Annotated in this window: 24 protein-coding genes; 7 read left to right on the plus strand and 17 right to left on the minus strand. The window is 72.2% G+C overall.

The genetic code is table 11. From position 1 onward, the window contains the following. Positions 1-74 precede the first annotated feature (74 nt). From AC0IY1_RS17885 to AC0IY1_RS17915, 7 genes are read right to left on the minus strand one after another with little or no spacing between them, the layout of a single operon-like run. Positions 75-1,805, minus strand: coding sequence for an L-aspartate oxidase (locus AC0IY1_RS17885; RefSeq protein ID WP_055957567.1), 1,731 nt, complete (start codon positions 1,803-1,805; stop codon positions 75-77). Continuing rightward, positions 1,805-2,410 (minus strand): fumarate hydratase C-terminal domain-containing protein, encoded by a 606-nt coding sequence (locus tag AC0IY1_RS17890; RefSeq protein ID WP_055957569.1) that lies wholly within the window; start codon positions 2,408-2,410, stop codon positions 1,805-1,807. Before AC0IY1_RS17890 ends, AC0IY1_RS17885 begins: the two co-directional genes overlap by 1 nt. Positions 2,411-2,466: 56 nt before the next feature. Further along, positions 2,467-3,339, minus strand: a complete 873-nt coding sequence (locus tag AC0IY1_RS17895) for a fumarate hydratase (protein ID WP_055957572.1) — start codon at positions 3,337-3,339, stop codon at positions 2,467-2,469. A 26-nt stretch (positions 3,340-3,365) separates the two neighbouring features. After that, positions 3,366-3,746, minus strand: coding sequence for a succinate dehydrogenase, cytochrome b556 subunit (sdhC, locus tag AC0IY1_RS17900; protein ID WP_055957575.1), 381 nt, complete (start codon positions 3,744-3,746; stop codon positions 3,366-3,368). After that, positions 3,743-4,072, minus strand: a complete 330-nt coding sequence (locus AC0IY1_RS17905; RefSeq protein WP_055957578.1) for a succinate dehydrogenase — start codon at positions 4,070-4,072, stop codon at positions 3,743-3,745. Before AC0IY1_RS17905 ends, sdhC begins: the two co-directional genes overlap by 4 nt. Further along, positions 4,069-4,854, minus strand: coding sequence for a succinate dehydrogenase/fumarate reductase iron-sulfur subunit (locus tag AC0IY1_RS17910; protein ID WP_082513235.1), 786 nt, complete (start codon positions 4,852-4,854; stop codon positions 4,069-4,071). Before AC0IY1_RS17910 ends, AC0IY1_RS17905 begins: the two co-directional genes overlap by 4 nt. Positions 4,855-4,857: 3 nt before the next feature. Beyond that, the gene (locus tag AC0IY1_RS17915) at positions 4,858-5,919 is read right to left on the minus strand and encodes an ABC transporter substrate-binding protein (protein WP_082513236.1); all 1,062 of its coding nucleotides are present in this window, start codon (positions 5,917-5,919) and stop codon (positions 4,858-4,860) included. A 105-nt stretch (positions 5,920-6,024) separates the two neighbouring features. Here AC0IY1_RS17915 and AC0IY1_RS17920 point away from each other — a divergent pair, with 105 nt between their 5' ends. After that, the gene (locus tag AC0IY1_RS17920) at positions 6,025-6,921 is read left to right on the plus strand and encodes a GntR family transcriptional regulator (protein ID WP_055957581.1); all 897 of its coding nucleotides are present in this window, start codon (positions 6,025-6,027) and stop codon (positions 6,919-6,921) included. 191 nt (positions 6,922-7,112) lie between these two features. Here the strand turns inward: AC0IY1_RS17920 and AC0IY1_RS17925 are convergent, their stop codons facing one another. Both AC0IY1_RS17925 and AC0IY1_RS17930 read right to left on the minus strand, forming a co-directional pair. Next, positions 7,113-8,012 (minus strand): ABC transporter permease, encoded by a 900-nt coding sequence (locus AC0IY1_RS17925; protein ID WP_055957584.1) that lies wholly within the window; start codon positions 8,010-8,012, stop codon positions 7,113-7,115. Then, positions 8,005-8,799, minus strand: a complete 795-nt coding sequence (locus AC0IY1_RS17930; RefSeq protein WP_055957586.1) for an ABC transporter ATP-binding protein — start codon at positions 8,797-8,799, stop codon at positions 8,005-8,007. Before AC0IY1_RS17930 ends, AC0IY1_RS17925 begins: the two co-directional genes overlap by 8 nt. A gap of 524 nt (positions 8,800-9,323) precedes the next feature. Here AC0IY1_RS17930 and AC0IY1_RS17935 point away from each other — a divergent pair. Further along, positions 9,324-9,473: a hypothetical protein gene (locus AC0IY1_RS17935; RefSeq protein ID WP_156375840.1), complete on the plus strand. Its 150-nt coding sequence runs from the start codon at positions 9,324-9,326 to the stop codon at positions 9,471-9,473. Between the two features lie 232 nt (positions 9,474-9,705). Next, positions 9,706-10,506: a TerC family protein gene (locus AC0IY1_RS17940; RefSeq protein ID WP_055957590.1), complete on the plus strand. Its 801-nt coding sequence runs from the start codon at positions 9,706-9,708 to the stop codon at positions 10,504-10,506. A gap of 63 nt (positions 10,507-10,569) precedes the next feature. On the opposite strand, the gene AC0IY1_RS17945 is transcribed toward AC0IY1_RS17940, so the two are convergent. Both AC0IY1_RS17945 and AC0IY1_RS17950 read right to left on the minus strand, forming a co-directional pair. After that, entirely contained in the window at positions 10,570-10,734 is a 165-nt protein-coding gene (locus AC0IY1_RS17945; RefSeq protein WP_200930235.1) for a hypothetical protein, read from the minus strand. 230 nt (positions 10,735-10,964) lie between these two features. Next, entirely contained in the window at positions 10,965-11,981 is a 1,017-nt protein-coding gene (locus AC0IY1_RS17950) for an NAD(P)H-binding protein (protein ID WP_471771311.1), read from the minus strand. A gap of 250 nt (positions 11,982-12,231) precedes the next feature. Between AC0IY1_RS17950 and AC0IY1_RS17955 the strand changes: the two genes are divergently transcribed. The 3 genes from AC0IY1_RS17955 to AC0IY1_RS17965 are packed head-to-tail and all read left to right on the plus strand — an operon-like array spanning position 12,232 to position 14,912. After that, positions 12,232-12,984 (plus strand): NUDIX hydrolase, encoded by a 753-nt coding sequence (locus AC0IY1_RS17955; RefSeq protein WP_055957593.1) that lies wholly within the window; start codon positions 12,232-12,234, stop codon positions 12,982-12,984. Positions 12,985-13,013: 29 nt separating this feature from the next. Next, positions 13,014-14,009, plus strand: a complete 996-nt coding sequence (locus AC0IY1_RS17960; protein WP_055957596.1) for an SPFH domain-containing protein — start codon at positions 13,014-13,016, stop codon at positions 14,007-14,009. Positions 14,010-14,018: 9 nt separating this feature from the next. After that, entirely contained in the window at positions 14,019-14,912 is an 894-nt protein-coding gene (locus tag AC0IY1_RS17965; RefSeq protein WP_055957599.1) for an NAD(+)/NADH kinase, read from the plus strand. A gap of 110 nt (positions 14,913-15,022) precedes the next feature. Here AC0IY1_RS17965 and AC0IY1_RS17970 read toward each other — a convergent pair whose 3' ends face one another. The 4 genes from AC0IY1_RS17970 to AC0IY1_RS17985 all read right to left on the minus strand — a co-directional run bounded on the left by AC0IY1_RS17970 (position 15,023) and on the right by AC0IY1_RS17985 (position 20,934). Next, positions 15,023-16,699 (minus strand): methyl-accepting chemotaxis protein, encoded by a 1,677-nt coding sequence (locus tag AC0IY1_RS17970; RefSeq protein ID WP_055957602.1) that lies wholly within the window; start codon positions 16,697-16,699, stop codon positions 15,023-15,025. Positions 16,700-16,982: 283 nt separating this feature from the next. Continuing rightward, entirely contained in the window at positions 16,983-19,343 is a 2,361-nt protein-coding gene (locus AC0IY1_RS17975; protein WP_055957606.1) for a bifunctional diguanylate cyclase/phosphodiesterase, read from the minus strand. A gap of 190 nt (positions 19,344-19,533) precedes the next feature. Then, on the minus strand, positions 19,534-20,226 hold the full coding sequence (locus tag AC0IY1_RS17980; protein WP_055957609.1) for a hypothetical protein: 693 nt from the start codon (positions 20,224-20,226) through the stop codon (positions 19,534-19,536). Positions 20,227-20,286: 60 nt separating this feature from the next. Further along, complete coding sequence (locus tag AC0IY1_RS17985; protein WP_471771433.1) at positions 20,287-20,934, minus strand: hypothetical protein; 648 nt, start codon at positions 20,932-20,934, stop codon at positions 20,287-20,289. 190 nt (positions 20,935-21,124) lie between these two features. Here AC0IY1_RS17985 and AC0IY1_RS17990 point away from each other — a divergent pair, with 190 nt between their 5' ends. Beyond that, positions 21,125-22,108 (plus strand): glycosyltransferase family protein, encoded by a 984-nt coding sequence (locus AC0IY1_RS17990; protein WP_055957704.1) that lies wholly within the window; start codon positions 21,125-21,127, stop codon positions 22,106-22,108. Here the strand turns inward: AC0IY1_RS17990 and AC0IY1_RS17995 are convergent. Both AC0IY1_RS17995 and AC0IY1_RS18000 read right to left on the minus strand, forming a co-directional pair. After that, positions 22,096-23,313: a glycosyltransferase family 4 protein gene (locus AC0IY1_RS17995; RefSeq protein ID WP_055957611.1), complete on the minus strand. Its 1,218-nt coding sequence runs from the start codon at positions 23,311-23,313 to the stop codon at positions 22,096-22,098. The genes AC0IY1_RS17990 and AC0IY1_RS17995 overlap by 13 nt on opposite strands. Continuing rightward, the gene (locus AC0IY1_RS18000; RefSeq protein WP_471771316.1) at positions 23,313-24,353 is read right to left on the minus strand and encodes a glycosyltransferase family 4 protein; all 1,041 of its coding nucleotides are present in this window, start codon (positions 24,351-24,353) and stop codon (positions 23,313-23,315) included. Before AC0IY1_RS18000 ends, AC0IY1_RS17995 begins: the two co-directional genes overlap by 1 nt. Between the last annotated feature and the right edge of the window lie 42 nt (positions 24,354-24,395).

Here is a 24,395-nt window from a genome sequence, read left to right on the forward strand (position 1 = left end):
TGGGGGTGCGGCCTCAGGCGGCCGCGTTGAGGGGGTGCGGCCTCCGGCGGCCGCGTCGAGGTGGGGGTGCGGCCTCAGGCGGCCGCGTCGAGGAGGGAGGCGCCCGGGCGCACATGGGTGAAGGCGACGGGCTCCAGGGTGACGTCGAGTCCGTCCCCGGCCTGGCGCACCACGGTGTAGTGCGAGGTGGCGAGATCCGAGGTCTCGGGGAAGTCCTCGCGGAAATGCGCCCCGCGGCTGTCGGTGCGGGCCAGGGCCGCGGCCTGGATCGCCTGGCTGACGAGGACGAGGTTCTCGAGGTTGAGCCGGTCCATCCAGGTCAGGTTGTAGCGGCGGTCGCCGTCGGGGATGCCGGCCTCCGCCACCGCGGCCGCGAGGCCGTCGAGGCGCTCGCCCGCCCGGGCCAGCCCGGCCGCGTCGCGCAGGATGCCGACATCGTCCCACATGGTGGCGTAGAGGGCCTCCCGGATCGCCTCCAGGTCTCCGGCCGGGCGGCCGAGGGGACCGTAGGCGCGGGCGAGCCCGGCCTCGACCGCGTGGGGATCGGGCTCGGCCAGGGTCCGCGCACCGCGCACCGCGCGGGCCATGGCGGAGCCGGCCAGCCCGCCGAACACCGTCGAGTTGGCGACGCCGTTGCCGCCGAGGCGGTTGGCCCCGTGCACCCCGCCGGTATCCTCGCCGGCCGCGTAGAGGCGCGGCAGCGCGGTGCCGCAGCCGGGACGGAAGGCGACCCCGCCCATCATGTAGTGGGCCGTGGGGATGACCTCGACCAGGCCCCCGGCGAGGTCGAAGCCGCAATCGGCGCAGCGCTCGACCATGCCCTTGAACTTGGCGGCCACGTCCGCGGTGCCGAGATGGCTCATCTGGATGTAGACGCCGCCATGCGGCGTGGCATGGCCGTCGCGGATCCGCCGCATGATCGAGCGGCTGACGACGTCGCGGGTCGCCCGCTCGGCGCGGGGATCGTAGTGCTGCATGAAGCGCTCCTGCGACGCATCGAGCAGGTAGCCGCCCGCGCCCCGGAGCCCTTCCTCCAGCACCGTGCCGGTCATCCGGGTGCCCGCGCCCGCCAGCAGGCCGGTGGGATGGAACTGGACCATCTCCATGTCGCGCAGGGGCAGGCCCGCGCGGAGCGCCATGGCGAGCCCGTCGCAGGTCTTGTCGCCGGAGGGCGTGTGGAACTTGTACATGGTCGGGCCGCCGCCGGTGGCGAGCAGGGTCGCCCGGGCGCGGACCAGGACCGGGATGCCGGTCCGCATGTCGAGCATCAGGACGCCGGCGAGGCCGGAGCCGTCGGCGGCCGGGATCAGCTCGAGGGCGCGGTGATCCTCCAGGCGCCGGACGTCGCGGCGCCAGACCTGCTCGGAGAGGCGGTTGATGATCTCGATGCCGGTGAGGTCGCCCTTGTGCACCGTGCGGTCGAAGGTCTGCCCGGCGAAGGCCTTCTGGTGGACGCTGCCGTCGGGGTTGCGGTCGAAGAAGCAGCCGAGCTCGGTCTCCAGCTCGCGGATGCGGACCTGCGCCTCCGTGACCAGGGTCCAGGCCAGCTCCTGGTTGTTGAGCCACTTGCCGCCCTCGATCGTGTCCATGAAGTGGCGCTCGACCGAATCGCCCGGGGCGAGGGCGACGTTGTAGCCGCCCTGGACCATGCGGGTGCAGCCGCACTTGCCGAGCAGCCCCTTGACCGCGACGGTGACCTCCAGGTCGGGGGCGGCCTTCTTGGCGTGGAGGGCGGCGAACAGGCCGGCGCCCCCGGAGCCCAGGATGAGGATGTCGGTCTCGATGGTCGTCGGCACGGTGCGCATCAGGCGGCTCCCAGGCTCTCGATGATGGCATCCCGCCGGCTGGCGACGTCGCGCTGGACCTCGGCGAAGAGCGAGCCGCCATGGGAATCCATGCCGACCAGGAGGGGTCCGAAGTCGCGGATCGCGAACTTCCACAGGCTCTCGGGGTGGAGGTCGTCGAGGTCGATGTCGTCGATCCGCTCGATCCAGGTCGTCTCCAGGGCAGCGGCGCCGCCCACGATGGCGAGGTAGGCGCCGCCCTGCTCGGCGAAGGCCTCCAGGGTCTTCGGCCCCATGCCGCCCTTGCCGACGATGAGGCGGACGCCCTCGCGCCGCATCAGGGCGTCGGTGAAGCGCTCCATCCGCATGGAGGTGGTGGTGCCGATGCAGAACGGCGCGTAGCCCACGGGCGCCTCGGGCGAGACCGGCACGCGGTGGACGTTGGGCGCGGTGTGGATGACCGCGTGGCCGGACAGGTCGAGATGGGTCCGGCGCTCCCGGTCGAACATGTGGATCAGGGTGGCGTCGCGGATGCCGAACAGGGTCTTGCGCAGGGTGACGGTGTCGCCGATCTTCAGGGCGCGGGCCTGCGCCGCGTCGATCGGCATGTCGAGAACGTGGTGCATGGCGCTGCCCTCCCGGCGGCCGCGTCTGTGAAGGCGTCTGGTGGCGTGCGCCGGGCTCAGTCGAAGGCGATGCCGCCGGGCGTGAAGGTCGCCCGGGCCCGGCGGGCCGAGTGGCACTGGATGTTCACCGCCACCGGGTTCTGGGTGATGTGGGTCGCGGCGACCTCGACATGGACCGCGAAGCTGGTGGAGCGGCCGCCGAGCCCTTGCGGGCCGATGCCGAGCTCGTTGACGGCGCGCGACAGCTCCGCCTCGATCCGGGCGCCCTCGGGATCGGAGCAGGCGGTGCGCAGCTTGCGGGTGGCCGCCACCTTGGCGAGGTGCATGCACAGGTCCGAGGTGCCGCCGATGCCGACGCCCACGATGGTCGGCGGGCAGACGCGGCCGCCGAGCTCGATCACCCGGTCGATGACGAAGCGCTTGACCGCGTTGATGCCGTCCGAGGGCAGGAGCATCTGCAGGAACGAGCCGTTCTCCGAGCCCGAGCCCTTGGGGATCATCTCCACCGACACGGTCTCGGGCCGGTCGTCGAAATCCACGTGGATGATCGGCACGCGGAGGCCGCAGGAGGTCTGCTCGTTCACGCGGGTGATCGGGTGGACCACGGAGGAGCGCAGGGAGTGCTCGGTGGTGGCCCGGGCGCAGCCGCGTCGGATGGCGGCCTTGAGGTCGATGCCCTCGACGCGCACGTCGCGCCCGATCACCACGTTGTAGATCGGGATGCCGGTGTCCTGGCAGAGGATGTTCCTGGTGCGCTCGGCCACCGCGATGTTCTCCACCATGGTGCCGAGGATCGCCCGGCCGGTGGCGCTGGTCTCGTCGCGGGCGAGATCCGCGAAGCCCGCCTTGATGTCCGGCGGCAGCAGCTTCAGGGCGCGGACGTAGAGGTCCTTGCACACCGCTTCGACTTCGGTGAGGTCGAGGTCCATGCCGGTCTCCTTTCAGGGGGTTGGGCTCAGGCGCCGCCGAGCAGGAACAGGAGCCCCACCGCGAGGCCCGCCGCCACGCAGGCGGAGACGACGAGCGCCGTCCGCTCCCGGGCGACGAACCACTCCACGGCCAGCACGCGCAGGCCCAGGACCATGTGCAGGGCGAGCGCGCTGACGAGGCCCCATTCGGCCGTGCGCACGAAGCCGTTATGGGTCAGCCCGAGGAAGCTCTCGAGGCGGTCGGCCCCCTGCAGCGCGGTGCCGAGGGCGATGAAGTGCATCGGCAGGAACAGCGCCAGGGCGATCCCCGAGAGGCGATGCAGCAGGGCGGCGGCGAAGCCCGCGCGCGGACGGGCCGCCCGGAATGCGCCGCGCCGCGGGCCGGCGGTCTGCGTCCCGGCGCTCATGCGACGTAGACCGCTAGCGCCGCCCGCAGGCCGAGGACGAGGAGGAGCGCCGCGACGGCGAGCATCGCCCCGTCGAGGGAGCGTCCGCGCCAGGACGTCCACTCCCGCAGGATGCTGCGCAGGCCGATGGGCGCGTGGATCGCCGCCGCCACCACGAAGAGGCCGTAGAACAGCAGGAAAGCGTGGTTGCCCTGCGTCCGGCCGAGGATCTCCCCGGCGGTGAGGCCGCCGCGCACGGCGTACAGGATCGTGCCGAGATGGACCGCCACCGCCACCGCCAGGATCACGGCGGTGCCGCGCTGCGCCACGTAGAGGAGCGGGCTCATGCCGACCTCCGGAAGTGCCGGGCACCGAGCCGCTTCAGGGCGGACCGGGCGGTGGCGCGCTTCAGGCCCGCGATGGCGAAGGTCGGCGCCAGGGCCTTCGGGCAATGCTCGGTGCAGCTCATGTGGGTGTGGCAGGACTGGCAGCCCGCATCCCCGGACACGGCCTCCAGCCGCGCCTCCTGGCCCCGGTCGCGGACGTCGTTCACCAGGGTCCAGGCCCGGTTGAGGGCGGCCGGGCCGAGATAGTCCGGGTTCCAGGTAACCACGTCGCAGGCGGCGTAGCAGACGCCGCAATTGATGCACTCGATGCCGGCATCCACCGCCCGGCGCGCCGGCGAGTCCGGCGCCACCCGGGCGAAGTCCGCGGGCGGCGCGTCGCCGGGCTCGAAGGCGCCGTGGGCGGCCGTCCACTTCGCGAAGAACGGCTCCATGTCGACGGCCAGATCCTTGATCACCGGCAGGTTGCGCAGGGGCTCGAGGGTCAGGCCGTCGTCCTCCGCCACCGCCGCGACCCGGGTGCGGCAGGTCCAGCGCGGGCGGCCGTTCACCGTCATGGCGCAGGAGCCGCACATGCCGACCCGGCAGGCGAAGCGGTAGGCGAGCGTCGGGTCCTGCGCGCGCTGGATCTCCGTGACCACGTCGAGGATGGTCTGGGCCGGGCGCCGCGCCACGGTGAAGGTCTGGAAGCCGTCGTCCCGCCGGATGCGCACCGTCAGCGCTTCGCCCGGCACGGCCTCGACCGTGGGGTCGGCCCGGGAGGGGGTGGGAACCGGAGCGTTCATGCCTCAGCGCTCCGCCTTGGCGACGGCGCCGGGGAAGAACAGCTCGCCCTGGTCGGTGGCCTTGGCGGCCACGAGGCCGGCGCGGTTCATGTAGTCGAGATAGGCCAGCATGTTCAGGGGCGCACTGGTCCACTGGGTCTGCGGCGCGCGGATGATCTCCACCGCCTCCGCCTCGGTGAGCCGGGCGTTCTCCGCCTTGATCCAGAGGGCGGCGACCCGGGCCGGCTCGGCCTTGATCAGGGCCAGGCTCTCCTCCAGGGCGGCCCGGAAGGCGGCCACGATCTTCGGGTTGGCGGTGACGAAGCGGCTGCTCGCCCAGACGAGGTTGAAGGTGTGCGGCCCCCCGAGGACGTCGTAGCTGTCGAGCACCTTGCGGGCCTTGGGGTCCTTCAGCTCCATCTCCTGGAACGGCGGCGACCCGAAATGCGCGGTGATCTCGGAGCGGCCGCCGAGCATCGCCGTCTGGGCGTCGGGATGGCCCATGGAGACCGTGAGGGGGTCGAGCTTGCCCTGCTGGCCCGGCCCGAAGGCCTTCTCGGCGGCCATCTGCAGGGTGATGGCCTGGATCGAACTCTTCACCGTGGGCAGGGCGATCTTGTCCTTCTCGGTGAAGTCCTTGATCGACGTGACCGCCGGGTTCACGCTCACCAGCCAGAGCGGCATGGCGTTCAGGGCCGCCACGCCCCTGACCTGCAGGTTGCCCCGCGTGCGCCCCCAGATCGTGAGCATCGGCCCGACCCCGCCGGCGGCGAAGTCGAGGTTCCCCGAGAGCAGGGCCTCGTTCATGCCCGAGCCGCCGGTGAAGCGCAGCCACTCGGTCTTGAGCTCCAGCCCCTGCTGGCGGGCCTGCTTCTCGAGGAGCTTCTCCTCCTCCATCACGGTGAGCGGCAGGTAGGAGATGCCGAACTGCTTGGCGAGGCGCACCACGGAGGCCTCCGCCCGGGCGGATCCCGCGCCGGCCAGGAGGCTCGCGGAAAGACCCGCCGCGAGACCGGCCGAGATCACGGCCGCGGCGCCGCAGAGCCGGACGAGACGGCCAAAAGCCACGAGACGGCCGAGTGCCATGGGTTCCTCCTGCGCAGGCCCGAATTCTCTGGTCCGGTGCCGAGCGCCACGATAGCCTCGTGCCGACCCCTGTCAACGGTCATATGTCATATACATGAGTTGTCGATGTCGAACCGCATGCGCGCCCCCGCCGATCCCGAGGCGCATCCCGACGTCCGGTCGCCGGACGCGGCCGAGGACGCCGCCAAGGACGCGGCCCGGGTCGAGCCCAAGCTCGAGGCCCGGGTCGAGCCCAAGCTCGAGCCCAAGGTCGAACCCAAGCTCGAACCCATGACGTCGCTGATGACGGAACCCCTGGCGAGTCGCCCGCTCTACCTGCAGGCCCGCGACCTGCTGCTGCGCCGGATCGTGGACGGGACCTGGAAGCCGGGCGGCTACCTGCCGAGCGAGCCGCAGCTGGCCCTCGACCTCGGCGTCTCCATCGGGACGATCCGCAAGGCCATGGAGGACCTCGTCGGGCAAGGGCTGCTGGAGCGCCAGCACGGCCGCGGCACGCAGGTCGTGCCCCATTCCAGCGACCGGTCGCGCTTCCGCTTCCTGCGCTTCGTCCACGGCGACGGGCGGCCGTTCCGCCCCGTGGCCCGCGTCCTCTCGGCCGGGACCGCGCGGGCCGACGCGCAGGACCGGGCCGCCCTCGGGCTGGCGGCGGGTGCGCGGGTGCTGGTCCTGCTGCGGACCCGCAGCGAGGACGGCGTGCCGCTGATCTACGAGCGCATCGCGCTGCCGGCCGAACCCTTCGCCGCCCTGAAGCCGGAACCCGGCGCCGAGATGCTGGAGGAGATCTACGTGCTCTACCAGGCACGCTGCGGCCAGACCGTGGCGCGGGCCCGGGACACGATCGCCACCGACCGGGCTGGCCCCGCCATGGCGGACGCCCTCGGCTGTGCGCCGGGCGCGCCCCTGCTGCTGGTGCGCCGGGTCGCGGTCGCCCTCACGGGCGACCCCATCGAGTATCGCCAGAGCTGGACGGCGGCGCTCGACTACCGCGCCGACCTCGACTGACGGAGCGGAGGCCGGTCGGGCACCCCTGGGCGGCGCGCGAAGCCCCCGTCCGCGCCCCTGAGGGATCGAACGGATCGGGTCCCGGACCCTCTCCGATCGCTCCCTCCGGCGCCTGTCACGCGCGGGTCCCACACGGGCGGGGAGGCCCGCTCCGCCCGCGCCGATCGGAAAGCGATCGACCGGACGCGGACTTACGCCTGCATGCCCCAGCGCTGCAGGGTGTGGCGCTCGATGGTCTGGAAGATCAGGTTCTCGACGCAGAGACCGATGAGGATCACCGTCAGCAGCCCCGCGAAGACATTGGGGATGTCGAGCATGTTCTTGTTCTCGAAGATGAACCAGCCGAGGCCGCCCGAGCCCGAGCTGACGCCGAAGACCAGTTCCGCCGCGATCAGGGTGCGCCAGGCGAAGGCCCAGCCGACCTTGAGGCCGGTGAGGATGCTGGGGAAGGCCGCCGGGATCAGGATCTTGGTGATCAGCCGGCCGCCGCGCAGACCGTAGTTGCGCCCGACCATCTTCAGGGTCCGGCTGACCGAGAGGAAGCCCGAATGGGTGTTGAGGGCGATGGCCCAGGTCACCGAATGGACCAGCACGAAGATCAGGCTGCCGTTGCCGAGGCCGAACCAGATCAGCGCCAGGGGCAGCAGCGCGATGGCCGGCAGGGGATTGAACATCGACGTCATCGTCTCGAGGAAGTCGGTACCGATGCGCGAGCTGATCGCGATGCCGGTGAGCAGGGTCGCCAGCACGATCCCGAGGCCGTAGCCGATCAGCAGGACCTTGATCGAGCCCCAGGCCCGCAGCACCAGGGTGCCGTCCGCCACGCCCCGGCCGAAGGCCGCCACGGTGGCGGTGAAGGTCGGGAACAGGAGGTCGTTGTCGAGGTAGCGCCCGTAGGCCTCCCAGATCAGGGCCAGCACCGCCAGGATCACGAGCTTGCGCAGCCAGCCCTGGTTGTAGAGACGCTCGACGGTCGAGAGCGGCTTCTCGACCACGGCGCCGCCATAGGCGCCGCCGGTCTCGCGGACGATCTCGGGACGGGCGGGCCGGAGGAGGACGGGTGACACGAGCGCCTTCGCAGTCCTAGACATTCTCCGCCTCCTGGATCTCTTCGGAAAACAGCATCTGATGGATGCGCTGCTCCAGCAGCAGGGTCTCCTGCGGCGAGCCGGCGGTGTTGAGCTCGGCCTTGACCTCGCCGGGATGCGGCGAGAGCAGGAGGATGCGCGAGCCGATCTTGATCGCCTCCGGGATCGAGTGCGTGACGAACAGCACCGTGAAGCGGGTCTCCTCCCACAGGGCCAAGAGCTCGTCCTGCATCCGCCGGCGGGTGAGCGCGTCCAGGGCCGCGAAGGGCTCGTCCATCAGCAGGATGTCGGGCTCCATCGCCATGCCGCGGGCGATGGCCACCCGCTGCTTCATGCCGCCCGACAGCATGTGCGGATAGCTGTCGGCGAAGGCCGAGAGGTTGACCTTGTCGATATAGTGCATGGCCCGCTCGTCGGCGGCCCGGCCCGACAGGCGCCCCGAGGCCTCGAGGGCGAAGGCGACGTTCTGGCGGACGGTCTTCCAGGGCAGGAGCTGGTCGAATTCCTGGAACACCATCATCCGGTCCGGGCCGGGCTCGGTGATGGCCTGGCCCTTGAGGCGGATCTGCCCCTCCGTCGGCGCCATGTAGCCGCCCACCGACTTCAGCAGGGTGGATTTCCCGCAGCCCGAGGGTCCGAGCAGGACGAAGCGGTCGCTCGGGAAGACCTGGAAGCTGACCCGGTAGGTCGCCGTGACGAGGTGGTGGGGGGTCTTGTACTGCAGCGTAACGCCGTCGACCTCGAGCAGCGGCACCGTGAAGGTCGAGGGCAAGCCTGTCACCAAGCTCATGGCATCCTCCCGTTAGCCACGCGTAGGGCGGCCGTGCTGATTTTGATGAGCGGTCTGGAGCCGCTTTGCCTTCGGACGTTCGTCCACCGGAGTTCCGGGTTCGCCGGAATCCGGTGTTCGCCGGAGCCCCGAACCGTCGGCCCCGGCAACATCGTTCGCCCGCCTCCTCGATACCAAGCAGGATCCTTCCTGTAAATATAATAGCTATCTATTATAAGACAGGTTTTTATTCTTGTTCGACAGGGTTTCGGCGCCGCCGGCTGCCTCCTCGGCCGCGGCGCGGAGGCGTCCTCGGTCCCGGTCCACCCCGGCAAGGCGCGCGCCGCGCGCGGCGTGCCGCTGATCCGATGCTCGGGCCGGAACCTGGTCGCTCCGCAGCACAGTCCGCCTCCGCACGATCCCCGATCGGCCAAGGATTAGAACCTGTTCTGCGATGTCTTCAAGTCTCGTGTGGCGAGATCTTCCAATCGGTCGATTGCGCCGTCACGGGCTCTCGCCGGGACTTCGTTCTACGACACAGGCTCTTGAGAAGAACCATTCCGAGCGACCCCGATCCTGCGGGGCGCATCGTCCTGGTCCTGCTCGGGACATTCGGCCTCTGGGCCGCGAGCGACCGGCCGCGCGGCGGCGCGGCGCGCGCGGATCCGGGCACGACGCAGCGCATCCTGGAATAGGGTGGTACAGTGCCTGGGGAGGCCGAAGCCGGTCCGCTCGCCCTGCAGGCCCTCGTCGCGCGCGAGGTCGCGCGGCGGACGCCCGTGCTCCGCTCCGCCGTCGAAGCCAATCCCTCGATCGTGTCCGAAACCGGTCCGCCGCGCGCGGCCGTGCCGGTCCCTTCAGCATCCCGAGCGCGTTGCCCGGTCCCCCATCGCTTCGCCGAGCCGGAGCAGCAGAGGCGTTTTCCGCGTGGATTCCTACTTCACCTCTTCCTTCCTGCTGTCGCTCCTGCAGATCGTCTGGATCGACATCATCCTGTCGGGCGACAACGCGGTGGTCATCGCCATGGCCTGCCGCGGCCTGCCCGAGCGGCAGCGGCGGATCGGCGTCTTCGCGGGCGCCCTCGCGGCGGCCCTGCTGCGGATCTTCTTCGCCGTCATCATCTCGCAGCTGCTGGCGGTGCCGCTCCTGAAGGTGGTGGGCGGCCTCATCCTGCTGCACATCGCCGTCAAGCTCGTCTGCGGCGAGGCGGAGGACGAGAGCGCCATCCAGGAGCATTCCAGCCTGCCCAGGGCGATCTGGACCATCGTGGTGGCGGATGCCGTCATGAGCTTCGACAACGTCGTGGCGGTGGCGGGGGCCGCCAAGGGGCACGACGCGCTCTTCATCATCGGCCTCGCCCTGTCGGTGCCGCTCCTGGTGGTCGGCGCAAGCCTGATCACCCGGCTGATCGACCGGTTCCCGGTCCTGATCTGGTTCGGCGGCGGATTGCTGGGCTGGGTGGCCGGCGAGATGATCGGCACCGATCGGCTGGTCCAGCGGCACCTGATCGAGGGGCTGCCCGCGGCCCTGCAGGGCGCCGTCCCGCACGCGATGGGCGCCCTCGGGGCCGCCCTCGTGGTCGGCATCGGCCTGCTGCTCAAGCGCCGATCCGAGCGGGCGATCACGCGGCCGCCGTCGGCCGCCGTGGGCCGGGCCGAGGCGGACGTCCGCGGCAGCCGATCCGCAGCGCCCGCGTCAGGCCTCGGCCGCGGCGGAACACAGACCTGAAAAAGCCCCGCCTCGAGGAGGCGGGGCCGATGGCTCCGGTCGTCAGGAGAGGGTGACGGGCCGTCAGGCGGCCAGCTTCACCGCCGAGGCCGGGGCGTTGTCGTTCACGACGACGAGCTCGCCCGCCGCGGTGACGGCAGCGTCCTTCGGGGTCAGCCGGTCGGCCACGAAGGCCACGAGCGCCACGTTGGCGGTACCGGCGAGGGCGACGAGAAGCAGAGCGGTCATGAAGGGCGGTCCCGAGCGGTGATGGCGTTGCAGCGCTTATGACGCGTCCCGCCGCTCCTTGGTATGCCAGATACGATATGCCAGATATACCAGTCTTGCATGGATGACGGCGCCGGCGCGACTGAAGCCTCTCTTTATTGCATTATGCTGCGCGATGCTGATCTCGCAACACGGTACTATTCTTCAGCATAGCCGGGTGGCGCGTGCTGGTCCGAGCGCGCCGCGCCGCCTCAGAACACCGCGTGGTCGCCGCGCTCGGCGACCGCCTCGCCGCGGATCAGCTGGGCGTAATAGTCGAACAGCGTCTCCGACCCCGTCGCGGGGGTCATCGCGTCATCGTATCGGCCGGTGGCGGGATCGCGCACGAGCATGGACTCGGTGGCGTAGTAGCGGCCGATCCGGGCGAGTTCGGCCTTGGCCGCCAGCGCCGGCACCCCGCGTCCGAGCGTCGCCAGGACGGCGACGATCCCGTCGAGCAGGGCGACCGGAACGTGCCGGAACCGCGGTTCGCGCCCGAGCAGCGCGAACAGTCGCTCACCCTGCGCCCGCGGCGTGATGGCGTCGCCCGGTCCGCCGATCGGCAGCACGCGATTGCGCCGCGCCGGGTCATCGAGGCAATCCGCGAGGTAGCGGCCCAGGTCCCCGTCACTGATCGGCCTGCAGGCCGTCAGGGTCCCGTCACCGAAGACCAGGAAGGGCTTGCCGCGCTTCACGCGCTCCACTTGGCCCGAGAGGGATTTGAAGAAGGCCGTCGGCCGAACGATGGTGTAGGTGAGCCCCGAGGCGACCAGGACCGCTTCGAAGGCCAGCTTGGCCCGCTGAAAGGCGAGGATCGGCTTCTGGACGCAGATCGCCGACAGCAGGACGACCTGGGTCACGCCGGCCGCCCGGCTCGCCTCCAGGGCGTTCCGCGACACGCCGTAATCGATCGCCCAGGCATCCGCGGGCAATCCGGTCCGCGACGCGAGACACGAGACCAGGACGTCGAACCGTTCGCCGCGGATGCCGTCGCGCGCCAACGACGCGGGATCCGCGAAGTCCACGATCCGTTCGGAGGCGCCCGGGGGCGCTCGGGGCGGGTCGGCTGCACCGGTCGGGGGCGTGGGACCGACCCGGCGCCGGACGAGGCAGACGACCGCATGCCCGCGGGCCACGAGCGCCCGCGCGGTGGCCCGTCCGATCGTGCCGGTCGCCCCCAGGAGGAGGACGCGGCGCGGCCCCGGGCCGTCCGGTCGATCCAGGCTCATGCGCGCGTCCTCCCGGTGCTCGGACATCCCCGGCGCCCGGCGTTTGTCGGGGATACGGGGGAACCGCTTATCCCGATACGACGAACGCCAAGACAGACCCTAGCCGAACGGCACCGCATAGCCCTCCCCGAACGTCCGGTCGTGGCCACGCCCGGCGCCGCCGACCCATCGGGCGCCCCCCGGGAGCACGGGCTTGACTTATATCCATTTTGCATCTTAGTTAGATGTGAAATGGACATAAGGCCCCGCCGTGACCGAGGACGACTTTCTCCGCGCGTATGACCCCGCCGCCTTCCCGCGGCCGGCCCTCACCGTCGATCTCGTCCTGATGGGGCTGCGCGCCGGCCGTCCGGCCGTGCTCCTGACGCAGCGCACCCAGCACCCGCATGCCGGCCGCTGGGCGCTGCCCGGCAGCTTCGTGCGCCCCGACGAGACCCTGGACGGCGCGGCCGAGCGCGTGCTGCGCGAGAAGGCGGGGTTCGCCCCGGCGGCGGTGGCGGACACCCACCGGGAGCAGCTCTACACCTTCGGCGCCCTCGACCGCGACCCGCGCATGCGCATCGTCACCGTGGCCTACCTCGCGCTGATGCCGGAGGCCGCCTTCGCCCGGGCGCTGGCGCAGGAGGCGGGGCTGTCGGCCGCCCTCCTCGCGGTGCCCTGGGCGGGCGAGGCGGGGGGCCCGGTCGCGGCCTTCGCAGCGGGCGACCCCGACCGGGCGACGCCGCTGCGCCTCGCCTTCGACCACGCCGCGATCCTCGCCCTGGCGGTGCAGCGGATGCGGGGAAAGCTCGACTATTCCGACGTCGCCTTCGCGCTGCTGCCCGAGGCCTTCACCCTGCGCCAGTTGCAGGACGTGCACGAGGCGATCCTGGGCACCGCCCTGAACAAGCCCGCCTTCCGCCGCCGGATGCTCGACCGCGGCTGGCTCGTCCCCACCGGCGCCCGCGAGGCCGGCACCTCGTTCCGGCCCGCCGAGCTCTACCGCTTCCAGAAACCGCTCTGAACCCAGTGCGCGCCCCACAGGAGGGTCCCATGGCTACGATCCGCAACCTCGGCCCGGTCGCCCAGCTCAGGAGCGAGGCGAGCAGCCACGTCATCCGCTACCGCAACGGCCGCATCCGGCAGAGCGGGCGGGGCCTCGTCTTCTGGTTCCGGCCGGAAACCGCGAGCATCAGCGAGGTGCCGATGGACGACCGGGAGATGACCCTGTTCGTGCGCGGCCGCAGCCGGGACTTCCAGACCGTGGTCGTGCAGGGGACGATCGGCTGGCGCGTCGTCGACCCGGAGCTGCTGGCGAGCCGCGTCGACTTCTCCCTCGGGCTTCGCACCGGCCGGCCGCAGGGCGAGCCGATCGAGCGGATCGAGGCGCGTCTCGGCGGCATCGCCGGCCAGGCCGTCCTGGAGGTGATCGGCGCCAGCCCGGTGGGCGCCCTCCTGGATGCCGGGCCCGAGCCCCTGCGCCTGAGCCTCGAGGCGGTGCTGGGGACGGCCCCGGCCCTGGCGGAGATCGGCCTCGCGGTGGTCTCGGTGCGGCTCACCAACCTGGCGCCGTCGAGCGAGCTGGAGCGCGCCCTGCAGACGCCCACCTTCGAGGCCCTGCAGCAGAAGGCCGATGCGGCGACCTTCGCCCGGCGCGCCCTGGCGGTGGAGAAGGAGCGGGCCATCGCGGAGAACGAGCTGGAGACCCGGACGGAGCTGGCCCGGCAGGAAGCGCTGCTCATCGCGCGGGAGGCGGAGAACGCCCGCGACCGCGCGGCGGGCCTCGCCGAGGCGACAGGGCTGGCGGCGGCGGCGGAGGCCGAGCGCATCCGTCTCGTCGAGGGCGCCCAGGCCGAGGCCGAGCAGCGCCGGGCCGCGATCTACCGCGACCTTCCGCCGGCCGTGCTCCTCGGACTGGCCGCCCGCGAACTCGCGGGCAAGCTGGAGACCATCGAGCACGTCAACGTCACGCCGGACCTGCTGGCGAGCGCCCTCGGGGCATTCCGCGGGGCGGCCCCGCCGGTCGCACCCCCCGCCCCGCCCCGCTGAGGACGCGCCATGGCGGTCATCACCCCGCGCGCCGTGTTCGTCGTCCGCGAGACCGATTACGAGGCCCTGCTCGCCCGGCACGCCACCCGCGGCCAGGCCCGGTTCTTCCTGGAGAGCCGCGGACAGAGCCTCGCGGAGGTCGAGGACCGGCACGCCCGCTTCCACGCCGTGCTCGGCCAGGCGCGGGCCGCGGTGCCGGGGGACTGGCGGCAGGCGCTGGCCCGGCGCATCGACCTCGATCGCTTCCTGTTCGCCCCCGAGGACGTCGTCGTCACGGTGGGCCAGGACGGCCTCGTCGCCAACGTGGCGAAGTACCTGCGCGCGCAGCCGGTGATCGGCGTCAATCCGGCCCCCGACCTCTACGACGGCGCCCTCGCGCGGGTCGCGGTGGAACGCCTGCGCACCCTGCTCCCGGCCAGCGCCGCGGGAGCGGCCCCGGTGGAGCGGCGCACCATGGTGCAGGCTGCCCTCGACGGCGGCCAGCGGCTCGTGGCCCTGAACGAGATCTTCGTCGGCCACCGCAGCCATCAATCCGCGCGCTACCGGATCGCGGTCGACGGCACCGCCGAGGATCAGTCGTCGAGCGGCCTCATCGTGGCCTCGGGCACCGGCCTGACCGGCTGGGCTCGCTCGATCGGCGAGGCGACGCACCTCACCGTCGGGATCGGCACGGAGGAAGCGGCGGTCGGCTACTGGGTGCGCGAGCCGTTCCCGAGCGTCGCCACCGGGACGACCCTTCGGGCGGGCCGGCTCGCCGGGGCCGTCCTCGCCGTCACGTCACGGATGAACGAGGGCGGCGTGGTCTTCGCCGACGGGATCGAGCAGGACTTCCTCGCCTTCGACTGGGGCCGCCGGGTCGACCTCGGGCCGGCAGATCGGGCCCTGACCCTGGTGGTCGGCTAGGGCTGCGGTACGGGCCTGGGGCGATCCCAGGCCATCGGGCCCCCGCCGGATCGGGCGGAGGCCTGGCCGGGACAGGCCCGTCGCCCGTCCCGCGCGACGAACGCCCCCGCTCAGGCGGCCCGGATGGTCGCGAGGAAGCGTCCGACTTCCTGGTTCAGCTGCTCGGCCTGGCGCGAGAGGTCCGATGCCGCGCCGAGGACCTGGCTGGCGGCGGCGCCGGTCTCCTCGGCCGCAGAGGCCACACCGGAGATGTTGCTGGTGACCTCGCCCGCGCCCGCCGCGGCCTGGTTCACGTTCCGGACGATCTCCTGCGTGGCCGCTCCCTGCTGCTCGACGGCAGCCGCGATCGACGCGGCCACGCCGCTGATCTCCTGGATCCGACCGGCGATCCCGCCGATCGACGTCACGGCCCGCCGGGTCGACGCCTGGATCTGCCCGATCTGCTGCGAGATCTCGTTCGTCGCCTCCGCGGTCTGCTGCGCCAGGACCTTCACCTCGGAGGCCACGACGGTGAAGCCGAGGCCGGCCTCGCCGGCACGGGCCGCCTCGATGGTCGCATTCAGCGCCAGGAGGTTGGTCTGGCGGGCGATCGACGCGATCAACCCGACCACGTCCCCGATCCGCGTGACGGCCGCGCTCAGGTCCCGCACCAGGGTCGCGGTCTCATCCGCCTCGCCGACGGCGGCCCGGGCCAGCTGGGCCGAGCCGGTGACCTGCCGGCCGATTTCCTGGACCGACGAGCCGAGCTCCTCGGCGGCTGCGGCGACGGTGCCGACGTTCGAGGTGGCTTCCTCGGCGGCGGCGGCAACGGTCGTCGACTGGCTGGCGGTCTCGGTCGCGGTGGTGGTCATCGCCTGCGCGGTGGCCTGGAGTTCGGTGGCTGCCGAGGAGACCAGGCCGATGACGCCACCGACGGCCGATTCGAAGGCGTCGGCCATCTGGTACATCCCGGCCCTGCGCTGCGCCTCGGCGCTCAGGCGCGCCTGCGCCGTCTCGGCCTCCAGCACGCGCGTGCGGATCAGGTTGTCCTTGAAGACCTGCACGGCGCCGATCATGCGCCCCACCTCGTCGGCCCTTTGCGCGGCCGGGACCGCCTGGTCGAGATGGCCGGCGGCCAGCCCTTCCATCGCGCGCGTCAGGGTGTCGACGGGCCGTGCCACGCCGCGTCCGATCAGCGTCGCCAGGATCCCCAGCAGGATCGCGGCCACGATCGCGGCGCCGAACAGCCGCACCAGGGTCGGCCGGAGCTGGGCCGCCGTGTCGTCGGCGTAGATGCCCGAGCCGATGATCCAGCCCCAGGGCTCGAACCCCTGGACATACGAGATCTTGGCGACCGGAGCCGCGACGCCGGGCTTCGACCACATGTAGGGGACGAAGCCGGCCCCGGATTGGCGGACCCGCGCGACCATCTCGGCGAAGAGAGGCTTGCCGGTGGGATCGGTGATTCCGCCGATGTCCTTGCCGATGAGCTCGGCCTTGGGGTGCAGCACCATGCGGGGCTGCATGTCCTGGATCCAGAAATACTCGCTGCCGGCGTAGTGCAACCCGCGCACCGCCGCCACGGCCGCCGCCTGCGCCGCCGCGCGGTCCATCCGGCCGGCGCGCGCCTCCCCCTCGAAATAGGACAGGACGCCGTGAGCGGTCTCCACGAGATCGCGCGTCTTCATCTCACGGGCGTCCGTGATCGCCTGCGAGAGATCCCAGGCCGACAGGCCGATCAGCGCGGCCATGCACAGGAGGGCCGTGACGGTGATGAGTTGGATTCGCGTACCGATGCGGAAGGTCATGGATGCCTGGACTCTGGAGATGCCTGGATTCTGGACTGGCCCCGCAGGCGGCGGACGGGCCTTGGCCTGCCGGCCGCCTGCGGGGCGATGGATGTCTGAAGGGGCGAGAGCCGCACGCCACCGGCGCGCGGCGCGATGTCTTCACGCGGAGGCGAGCGGGACGGTCTGGCCCTCGATCCGGGTGAGCGTGCGCCGCTCACGGCAACGCCGCGTCACGATGAGGCTCGAGCTTCGGGGTCCCCGTTCCGAGGACGCGGCGTGCCGACGGACTGACGGGGCATCCTCAGGCCGCCATCTTCGTGTCGGTGAGAAAGGCCAGGAAGTCGCCGTGGGGCAGCGGGCGGCTGACGTGATAGCCCTGCACCTGGCCGCACTGCTCGGCCGCCACGAAGGCGTATTGCTCGGCGGTCTCGACCCCCTCGACCGTCGTCGCCATGCCGAGGCAGGCCCCCATGGTGATGATGGCCCGAACGATGGCCGCGCTCTCGGGGTCCGAGGGCAGCTGGCGGACGAACGAACGATCGATCTTGATCTTCGAGAACGGAAAGCGGCGCAGGTAGCTCAGGGACGAGTAGCCGGTACCGAAATCGTCCATGGCGAGGCCGACCCCGATGGCTTTGAGCTTGGTCAGCATCGCGAGGGTGCGGGTCTCGTCGTCGAGCATCACCCCCTCGGTGATCTCCAGCTCGAGCCGGTTCGCGGGGAGTCCCGTCGTCTCCAGGACGGCGGCCACCATCTCGGGAAGCCGGTCGTCCCGGAACTGAACCGGCGAGAGATTGACGGCGATCTTGATCGTGCCGGCCCAGGCCGCCGCATGGGTGCAGGCGGTCCGCAGCACCCAGGCCCCGAGGGGCATGATGAGGCCGGTCTCTTCCGCGAGGGGAATGAAGTCGGCCGGGGCGACGAGCCCCTGCTCGGGATGGCGCCAGCGCACCAGGGCCTCCGCCGCCGTGACCACGCCCGTCTGCGAGTCGACGAGGGGCTGGTAGTGCACCTCGAACTCGCCGGCCTCCAGGGCGCGGCGCATGTCGGCCTCGAGGCGGCTGCGCGCCTGCATCCGCTCGGCCAGCGCCGGCTCGAACATCCGGAAGGTCGCCCTGCCCTCGGCCTTGGCCTTGTAGAGGGCAAGGTCGGCGTTGCGCAGCAGGGCGTCGGGCTCACGGCCGTCCTGGACGGCGATCGCGACACCGACGCTGACGCCGACATGGACCAGCTGGCCGTCCAGCAGGAAGGCGCGGTCGATCGCCTCGACGATCCGCGCGGCGATGGCCTCCGGCCCCGGCGCGCCCGCCCGGTTTAGGAGGAGGATCGCGAACTCGTCGCCCCCGAGGCGCGCGACGACGTCGGCCTCGCCGACGGCCGCCTGCAGGCGGGCCGCGACCTTGCGCAGGAGCTCGTCGCCCATCCCGTGCCCGAGCGTGTCGTTGACGAACTTGAAGCGGTCGAGGTCGAGCATCAGGACGGCAAAGCCACGCTCCTGCTCGCGCAGGGCGGCGGCGTGGTGGGCCAGCAGATCGCCGAAGCGGGCCCGGTTCGGCAGGCCCGTCACGGTATCGGTGAAGGCGAGCGTCCGAAGCCGGGCCTCGGAGCGCAGGCGCTCGCGCTGATCGCGGAAGGCGACGACCGTCTGGCGCTTGTGCCCCAGCATGATGTCCTTGCGCAGGACCCGCACCGGGACGCCCTGGCCGTCCGCGTCGATGAGCTCGGCGTCGCGCTCCTCCTGCTCGGGCAGGTCGGCCAGCATCAATCCCGGCAGCATCCGGGTGATGCTGGAACCGATGAGCGCGCTCTGGCTCCGGCCGGACAGCAGTTCCAGGCTTCGATTGGCGGTGGTGATGGTGTCGTCCTCGCAGACGGCGAGCCCCTCGAGGGCCAGGCTCGCCAGCTCGCGCAGGCGCTCGCGGTCGCGACGCAGCTGCGCGCGGGCCGCCAAGGTCATGCGCAGGCCGACGAAGGCCAGCACCAGCAGGCCGATCGAGATCGCGGCGATGATCGGCGCGATCGTCGACGGCGCGATGGCCGTCGCCGGCAGTTGGACCTCGGGGTCGTAGACCAGCGTCGCCGCGGTCATGCCGCAGAGGTGCAGGACGATGATCGAGCCGAGGAGAAGGGGGACGGCGCCCCGGCGCCACAGGCGATTGCGCTCGCCCGCCGCGATGAGGGCAAGGCCGGAGAGGACGAGGCTGATCAGGACGGACGCGCCCACCAGGCCCATGTCCCAGGAGACATGGCCGGTCACGCGATACGACGCTTGCCCGACATAGTGCAGGGCCGCGATCCCGAGGCCCAGGATCACGCCCGCGGCAAACCGGCGGAGACGGCTTCGCTGACCCAGGGACAGCTGGACCCCGGCGCCGATGCCGCCGATCACCAGGAGCAGGGAGACGGCCGTGAGGATCGGCTCGAAGCCGGATGCCATGCCGGGCTGGAACGCCAGCAAGGCGATCATGTGCGTGGCCCAGGCGGTACACCCGGACGCGACGATGCTGGAAATCCCCCACTTGAGACGCGTCAGGCCCTCCGCCCGTGCGGCGTGGGTGGCAATGGCGGACGCGGCGTAGATGCCAATCGAACAGACCAGAGCCGCAGCGAGTAAGAGCTGCTGGTCATGCCTCTGAGTAACACACGTTAAAAGCGCCTGCATGGCCACCTCACTGCTTAGGGTCTGAGCCGGCAGGGGTTAAGCCTTCGAAAAAATTCCCAACTATTTACTCAGAGAAAACATCCGGAAACACTTTTTACACCTTCAATGCAGCTTCGTTTTACGTCGAGCCGAGTGCGACATTGTGAACGTCGAAGATGTCCCGTCCGATGCCGGCCGTAAAGATGAAGGGTCAGCGCACGGCTCCCGAGGCCCCGGCGGGATCGTCGCCCCGCGCGGGCGACGCGCCGTCCCAGGCGGTCCGGATCGGGCCGGTCGCGGTATCGGGCTTTGACTCGCCGATGAAGATGACCACCGGACCGTGTTCGGCCCGTCGCGGGTCGTAGAAATCGAGCAGCGCGGGGGACCGATGCTGGAAGAAATCCGGAGTCAGGCCCTCCCGGCGCAGCAGGTGGTCGATGACGACCTGATCCCCGTGCACGGCGTTCGGCACCGGTCCGCAGGAACCGGCCGCCATCCAGCGCGCCGGCTCGGCCGCGAAGGCGGTGTAGAGGAAATCCAGTTCGCCGCCCCGCCACCGCAGCAGGGCGCTGGAGAGGCGGCCCTTGTGGAAGTAATCCTCCATGGCGGTGAGGCCCGGCTCCGCCAGGGCATCGGCCGGCCCGGTGAGGACGGTGTCGAGGTCGCAGAGCAGCGTCGGTCCGCGCGTGAGCCCGGGGCGGAACGCCTCCATCTTCGCCCACCAGGCCGGCCAGTCGTGCCGGAGCGGCACGCGCTCCACGCCGGCCACGGCCAGGGGCAGGTCCGTGAGGCAGAGGATCCGGTCGAAGGCCGGGGCGTGGCGGCGCACGCCGCGGGCGAGGCGCTCGACCCAGGCCGCGTCGTAGCGGCCGCCGCTCTTCAGGACGGTGATGAGTGTCGTCATCGGAGGGGCGCGATCCTGGGCGGGGCGGTCGGAGAGGACTGGGAAGTCGGGTGGCGGCGTTCAGGAATGGCAAGGATGGAGGCGGAGATGCCCGGCCGCCTCGGCCTGCCGGAACCAGGCGCGCTCGGCCGTCCAGGGATGGCCGGGCCAGCCGTCGAAGCCGAAGCCATGCGCCGCGACCGGGCCGCGCCGGAGGGGGCGGCCCAGGAGGAAGGCCAGCGTCACCAGGAAGCCGGTGCTCGGGTTCGGCCGCCCGGCCGGTCCAGGGTCGGTGGTGACGGGTGCGAGCCGGAGCCGTGCCGCCCGATGCAGGTCCTCGGGCAGGATGTGGACGGGTTTGCCCAGGGGAGCCAGCAGCTCCAGCACCTCGCGGGTCCAGCACACCTGTTCGGGGCGGTTCTGCTCCGCCGGCAGCATCGGGAACGGCAGGATGAAGGCATCCGCACACCGGACCACCGGGCGGTCGAGGAAGCGCGGATCGCGGAGCCACTCGCGCATCTGCCCGCCCCGATTGACCAGGGCGAGATGGGTGACCCGGACGCCGGCGCGGCCGCCGAAGCCCGGCGCGTTGTTGAAGCGCACGACGCAGGACGCCGCGTCGATCGCGGCGGCGGCATCGAGGCCCGGCGCATTGCCGACGATGGCGAGCGGTCCCGAGGCGGCGGGGAACAGGTCGAGCCTGCGCGGGGAGTCGACCGGGAGGTCCACTTGGTAGAAGTCCGATGGCGGCAGGGGTTCGCGGAGCAGCGGACGTATGGCGCCGGCCCGGCGCGGCAAGGTCCGTTCGGATCCTTCCGCTACAGGCCGAGTCGATTGGTGCAGAGTCAGTTGATGAAAGCAGACCGTCTCCGGTGAGCGCCGGGATGTCCGCGGTGAGACGAAGGGTCCGGGACCGATGATGCGCCGATGCTTCGTCTGCGCGGCCGACATGCTCGGGCCGAGCAGCCGTACCCTCGCCTACCCGAACGGGCGGGTCAGGAGGTTTCCCATCGCCTGCGGCGCCTGCGGCCTCCTGCTGGAGGTGGCGGCCGATCCGGCGGAATGCCGGGCGCACCTGGCCGCGCAGCTCGCCGGCCCGGTCTTCGACCCCGACCCGGATGCGCCCTACGGCCTCGACCTCTACACCCTGCGCAGCGCCGCGACCGGCCACGGGCGCGGCGTCCGGCCCCGTGACGCGGCAGGGCGCGCGGCGCTCAGCCGGCCACACGACCGGCACGCCGCATGCGCGGCGCTCTACGCCCTCGACCGGGCGGCGGGGCGGCCCGTCTCCCTCGGCCTGCTCTGCCGCCCCGACGCCGTGGAGGCTGTCCTGGCGACGCTCGCGGTCCATGCGGCCTGGACCGACGACGTCGTGATCCTCGCCGATGCCGAGGCGCGTCCGCCGGGCGTGGTGCCGTCCGCCGCGTTCCCGCGGGGCGCCGTTCGGGTGGGGGCCCGGCCCCTGGGGCAGGACTTCGCGGCCCAGCGCAACGCCCTTCAGGACCTCGCCCGCCATACCTGGATGCTGCAGCTCGACGCCGACGAGACCCTGTCCGCCGAGGCCGGCCGGCGGCTGCCGGCGCTGGCGGCCCTGGCCGAGGCGGGGGATGTCGTCTCCATCGGATTGGCGCGCCGGAACCACGTCGACGGCCGCCTCTCGGACGTCTACCCGGACGTCCAGTACCGGCTGAACCGCCGGTCCGTGCGCTATGCCGGCCGCGTGCACGAGCGGCCGGTGCTCGACGGCGGCTGGCCGCGCAGCCTCATCGCCCTGCACGGGACGATCGCGCATCATCTCGACCGGGCCCACGTCCTGGCGCGCTCGCGGCGCTACGAGCGCCTCGCGCCCGGGCACGGGCGCCCCGAGGAGGAAGCCGCGCTGCTGCGCCCCTACCGGGACTGAGGCGCGGAAGCGCGCCGGCGCGGGCCGGTTTGGGCCGCCGCGACGGCGCGGGCGTAGAGGTCGAGGGTCTCGCGCGCCAGGACCTCCCGGGTGAAGCGGCCGGATGCCGCCAGCGCCCGCCCCCGGTAGGCCGCGCGCAGAGCCGGATCGGCGAGGAGCGGACGCAGGGCCTCCGCCAGGGCCGCACCGGTGGCCTCCGACGCCAGGGGCCCTGCACCCGGCGCCCCCACGAAGGCGCGGGCGCTCGCGTCCGCGGCGCAGGCCACCACCGGCCGGCCATAGGCGAGGGCCTCCTGGTAGACGAGACCGAAGCTCTCGTAGCGGGAGGGGGCGAGCACCGCGTGGGCCTCCGCATAGGCCTGGGCCAGGGCCCCGGCCGGGACCCGACCGCGGGCGTGGATGCGGGCACGGGCCGCCTCGGGCAGGTCGCCCGGCAGATCCTCCGGGGGCACGCCGATCAGGTCCAGGCGGAAGGGGGGACCGGCGCCCCGCTCCGCCGCGTCGGCCAGGATCGCGATCGCGCCGAGGAGCGCGTCGAAGCCCTTGCGCGCCTCCGCCCGGCCCACGAAGAGCAGGCGCACCGGCCCGGTCTCGTCCGGATAGGAGGCCCCGCGCGCCGCGGCCGTGATCTCCGGCGGAAGGCTGAGGCCGATCACCGCCTCCGGCTGCCGTCCCGACAGGCCGTAGGCCCGGGCAATCACCGCCCCGTGCGCGGCGGTGTTGGCGATGAGGCCGGCGCTGCCCCGGGCCTGGGCGCGCTCCAGGGCGTCGGCGGCCGCACCGTCGAGGCGGTCGCGCAGGCTGGCGGGGGCGTCCCGGGTGAAGGCGGCGGGCGTCGAGCTTCGCGTGACCAGCGGGAGGTCCCGGCGCCCGGCCAGCAAGGCGGCGGGGGCGTACCAGTTCGTGGCTTCCGCGACGTCGAACGGCTGGCGGGCATGCGCCGCCAGGACGGCGCGGCGGAAGGCGAGCGGCGCGGCGAGGTGTCCCGCGGCCCCCCAGCGGCGCAGGCGTGCCAGCCCGCCGCCGGGCGGAAGGGCGAGGCCCGCCACCGTGACGCCCCCGCGGCGCTCGCCACCGGTCCGGTCGAGGCTGAAGACCGTGACGTCTGCGCCGGACCCGGCGAGGCTCTCGGCGATCTCGCGGGCCGCGGTCGAGAGGCCGCTCGGGGCCGGCGGGTAGTCCCAGGCGAGGAGGGCGACGCGCATCAGGCGGCCAGCAGGCGCCGATAGAGGGCGAGGTAGTCGGCCGCCATGCGCGCGGCGGTGAAGCGCGCCTCGAAGCGCCGGCGAATCCGGGTCCGGTCGAGCTCACCGATCCGGGCCAGGGCGGCCACCGCATCCGCCTCGGAAGCGACGATGAAGCCGGTCACGCCGTCCTCGACGATCTCCGGCACGGAGCCGCGGTTCCAGGCCACCACGGGCGTGCCGCAGGCCATCGCCTCGATCATCACCAGGCCGAAGGGCTCCGGCCAGTCGATGGGGAAGAGGAGCGCCCGCGCGCTCCCCAGGAGGTCGGCCTTCCGGGCATCGTCCACGGGGCCGAGATAGGCGGCGTCCTCCCCCAGGAGCGGGCGCACCCGGTGCTCGAAATAGTCGGGGTTGCCGACATCGATCGTGCCCCCGAGCCGGATCGGCAGGCCGGCGGCGCGCGCGACCCGGATCGCCGTGTCGGGCCGCTTCTGGTCGGTCATCCGGCCCACGAAGGCGACGTGCGGGTCGGGCTGCGTGCTCAGGGCGTAGCGGTCGCGCGCGAGGCCGTGATGCACGATCCCGGCCCGGTTCGCCGGGGGGATGCCGGCCGCCTGCGCCGCCGAGATCGCCGCCACCGGCAGGTCGGGGAAGCCCGCGAAGAACAGTTCCCGGTCGAGTTCGTCCACCCGCCAGTGCACCGTCGTCAGACTGTGCCGCCGGCGCGCGCCGAGGAGCGCCGCATGGGCGAACTCGCCGTGGCAATGCACGATGTCGAACTGGTCGAGCCGGGACCGCAGCGCTTCCAGTTGCAGGGCGTCCAGGGCTGCCGGGACGCCCGGCGGCACCCGCCCGTGACGCTGCTCCAGGGCCGCGAGGCTCGGCTGGTCGCCGATGCGCGGCAAACCTGTCGCACTGTCGGACGGCGCGAAGAGCGTTACCTCCACCCCTAGGTCAACCAGTGCTGTGCTGAGGTCATGTATCACCCTCTCCGTGCCGCCGTGGTGCCTGGGGGGAACGGGGAATATGTTGGGGGCGACTTGGGCAACACGAATCACGGTATGTACTTCCCCGATAACGCTTCTTTGTCTGAATTCTGT

This window comes from Methylobacterium sp. AC690 (genome assembly GCF_979256535.1).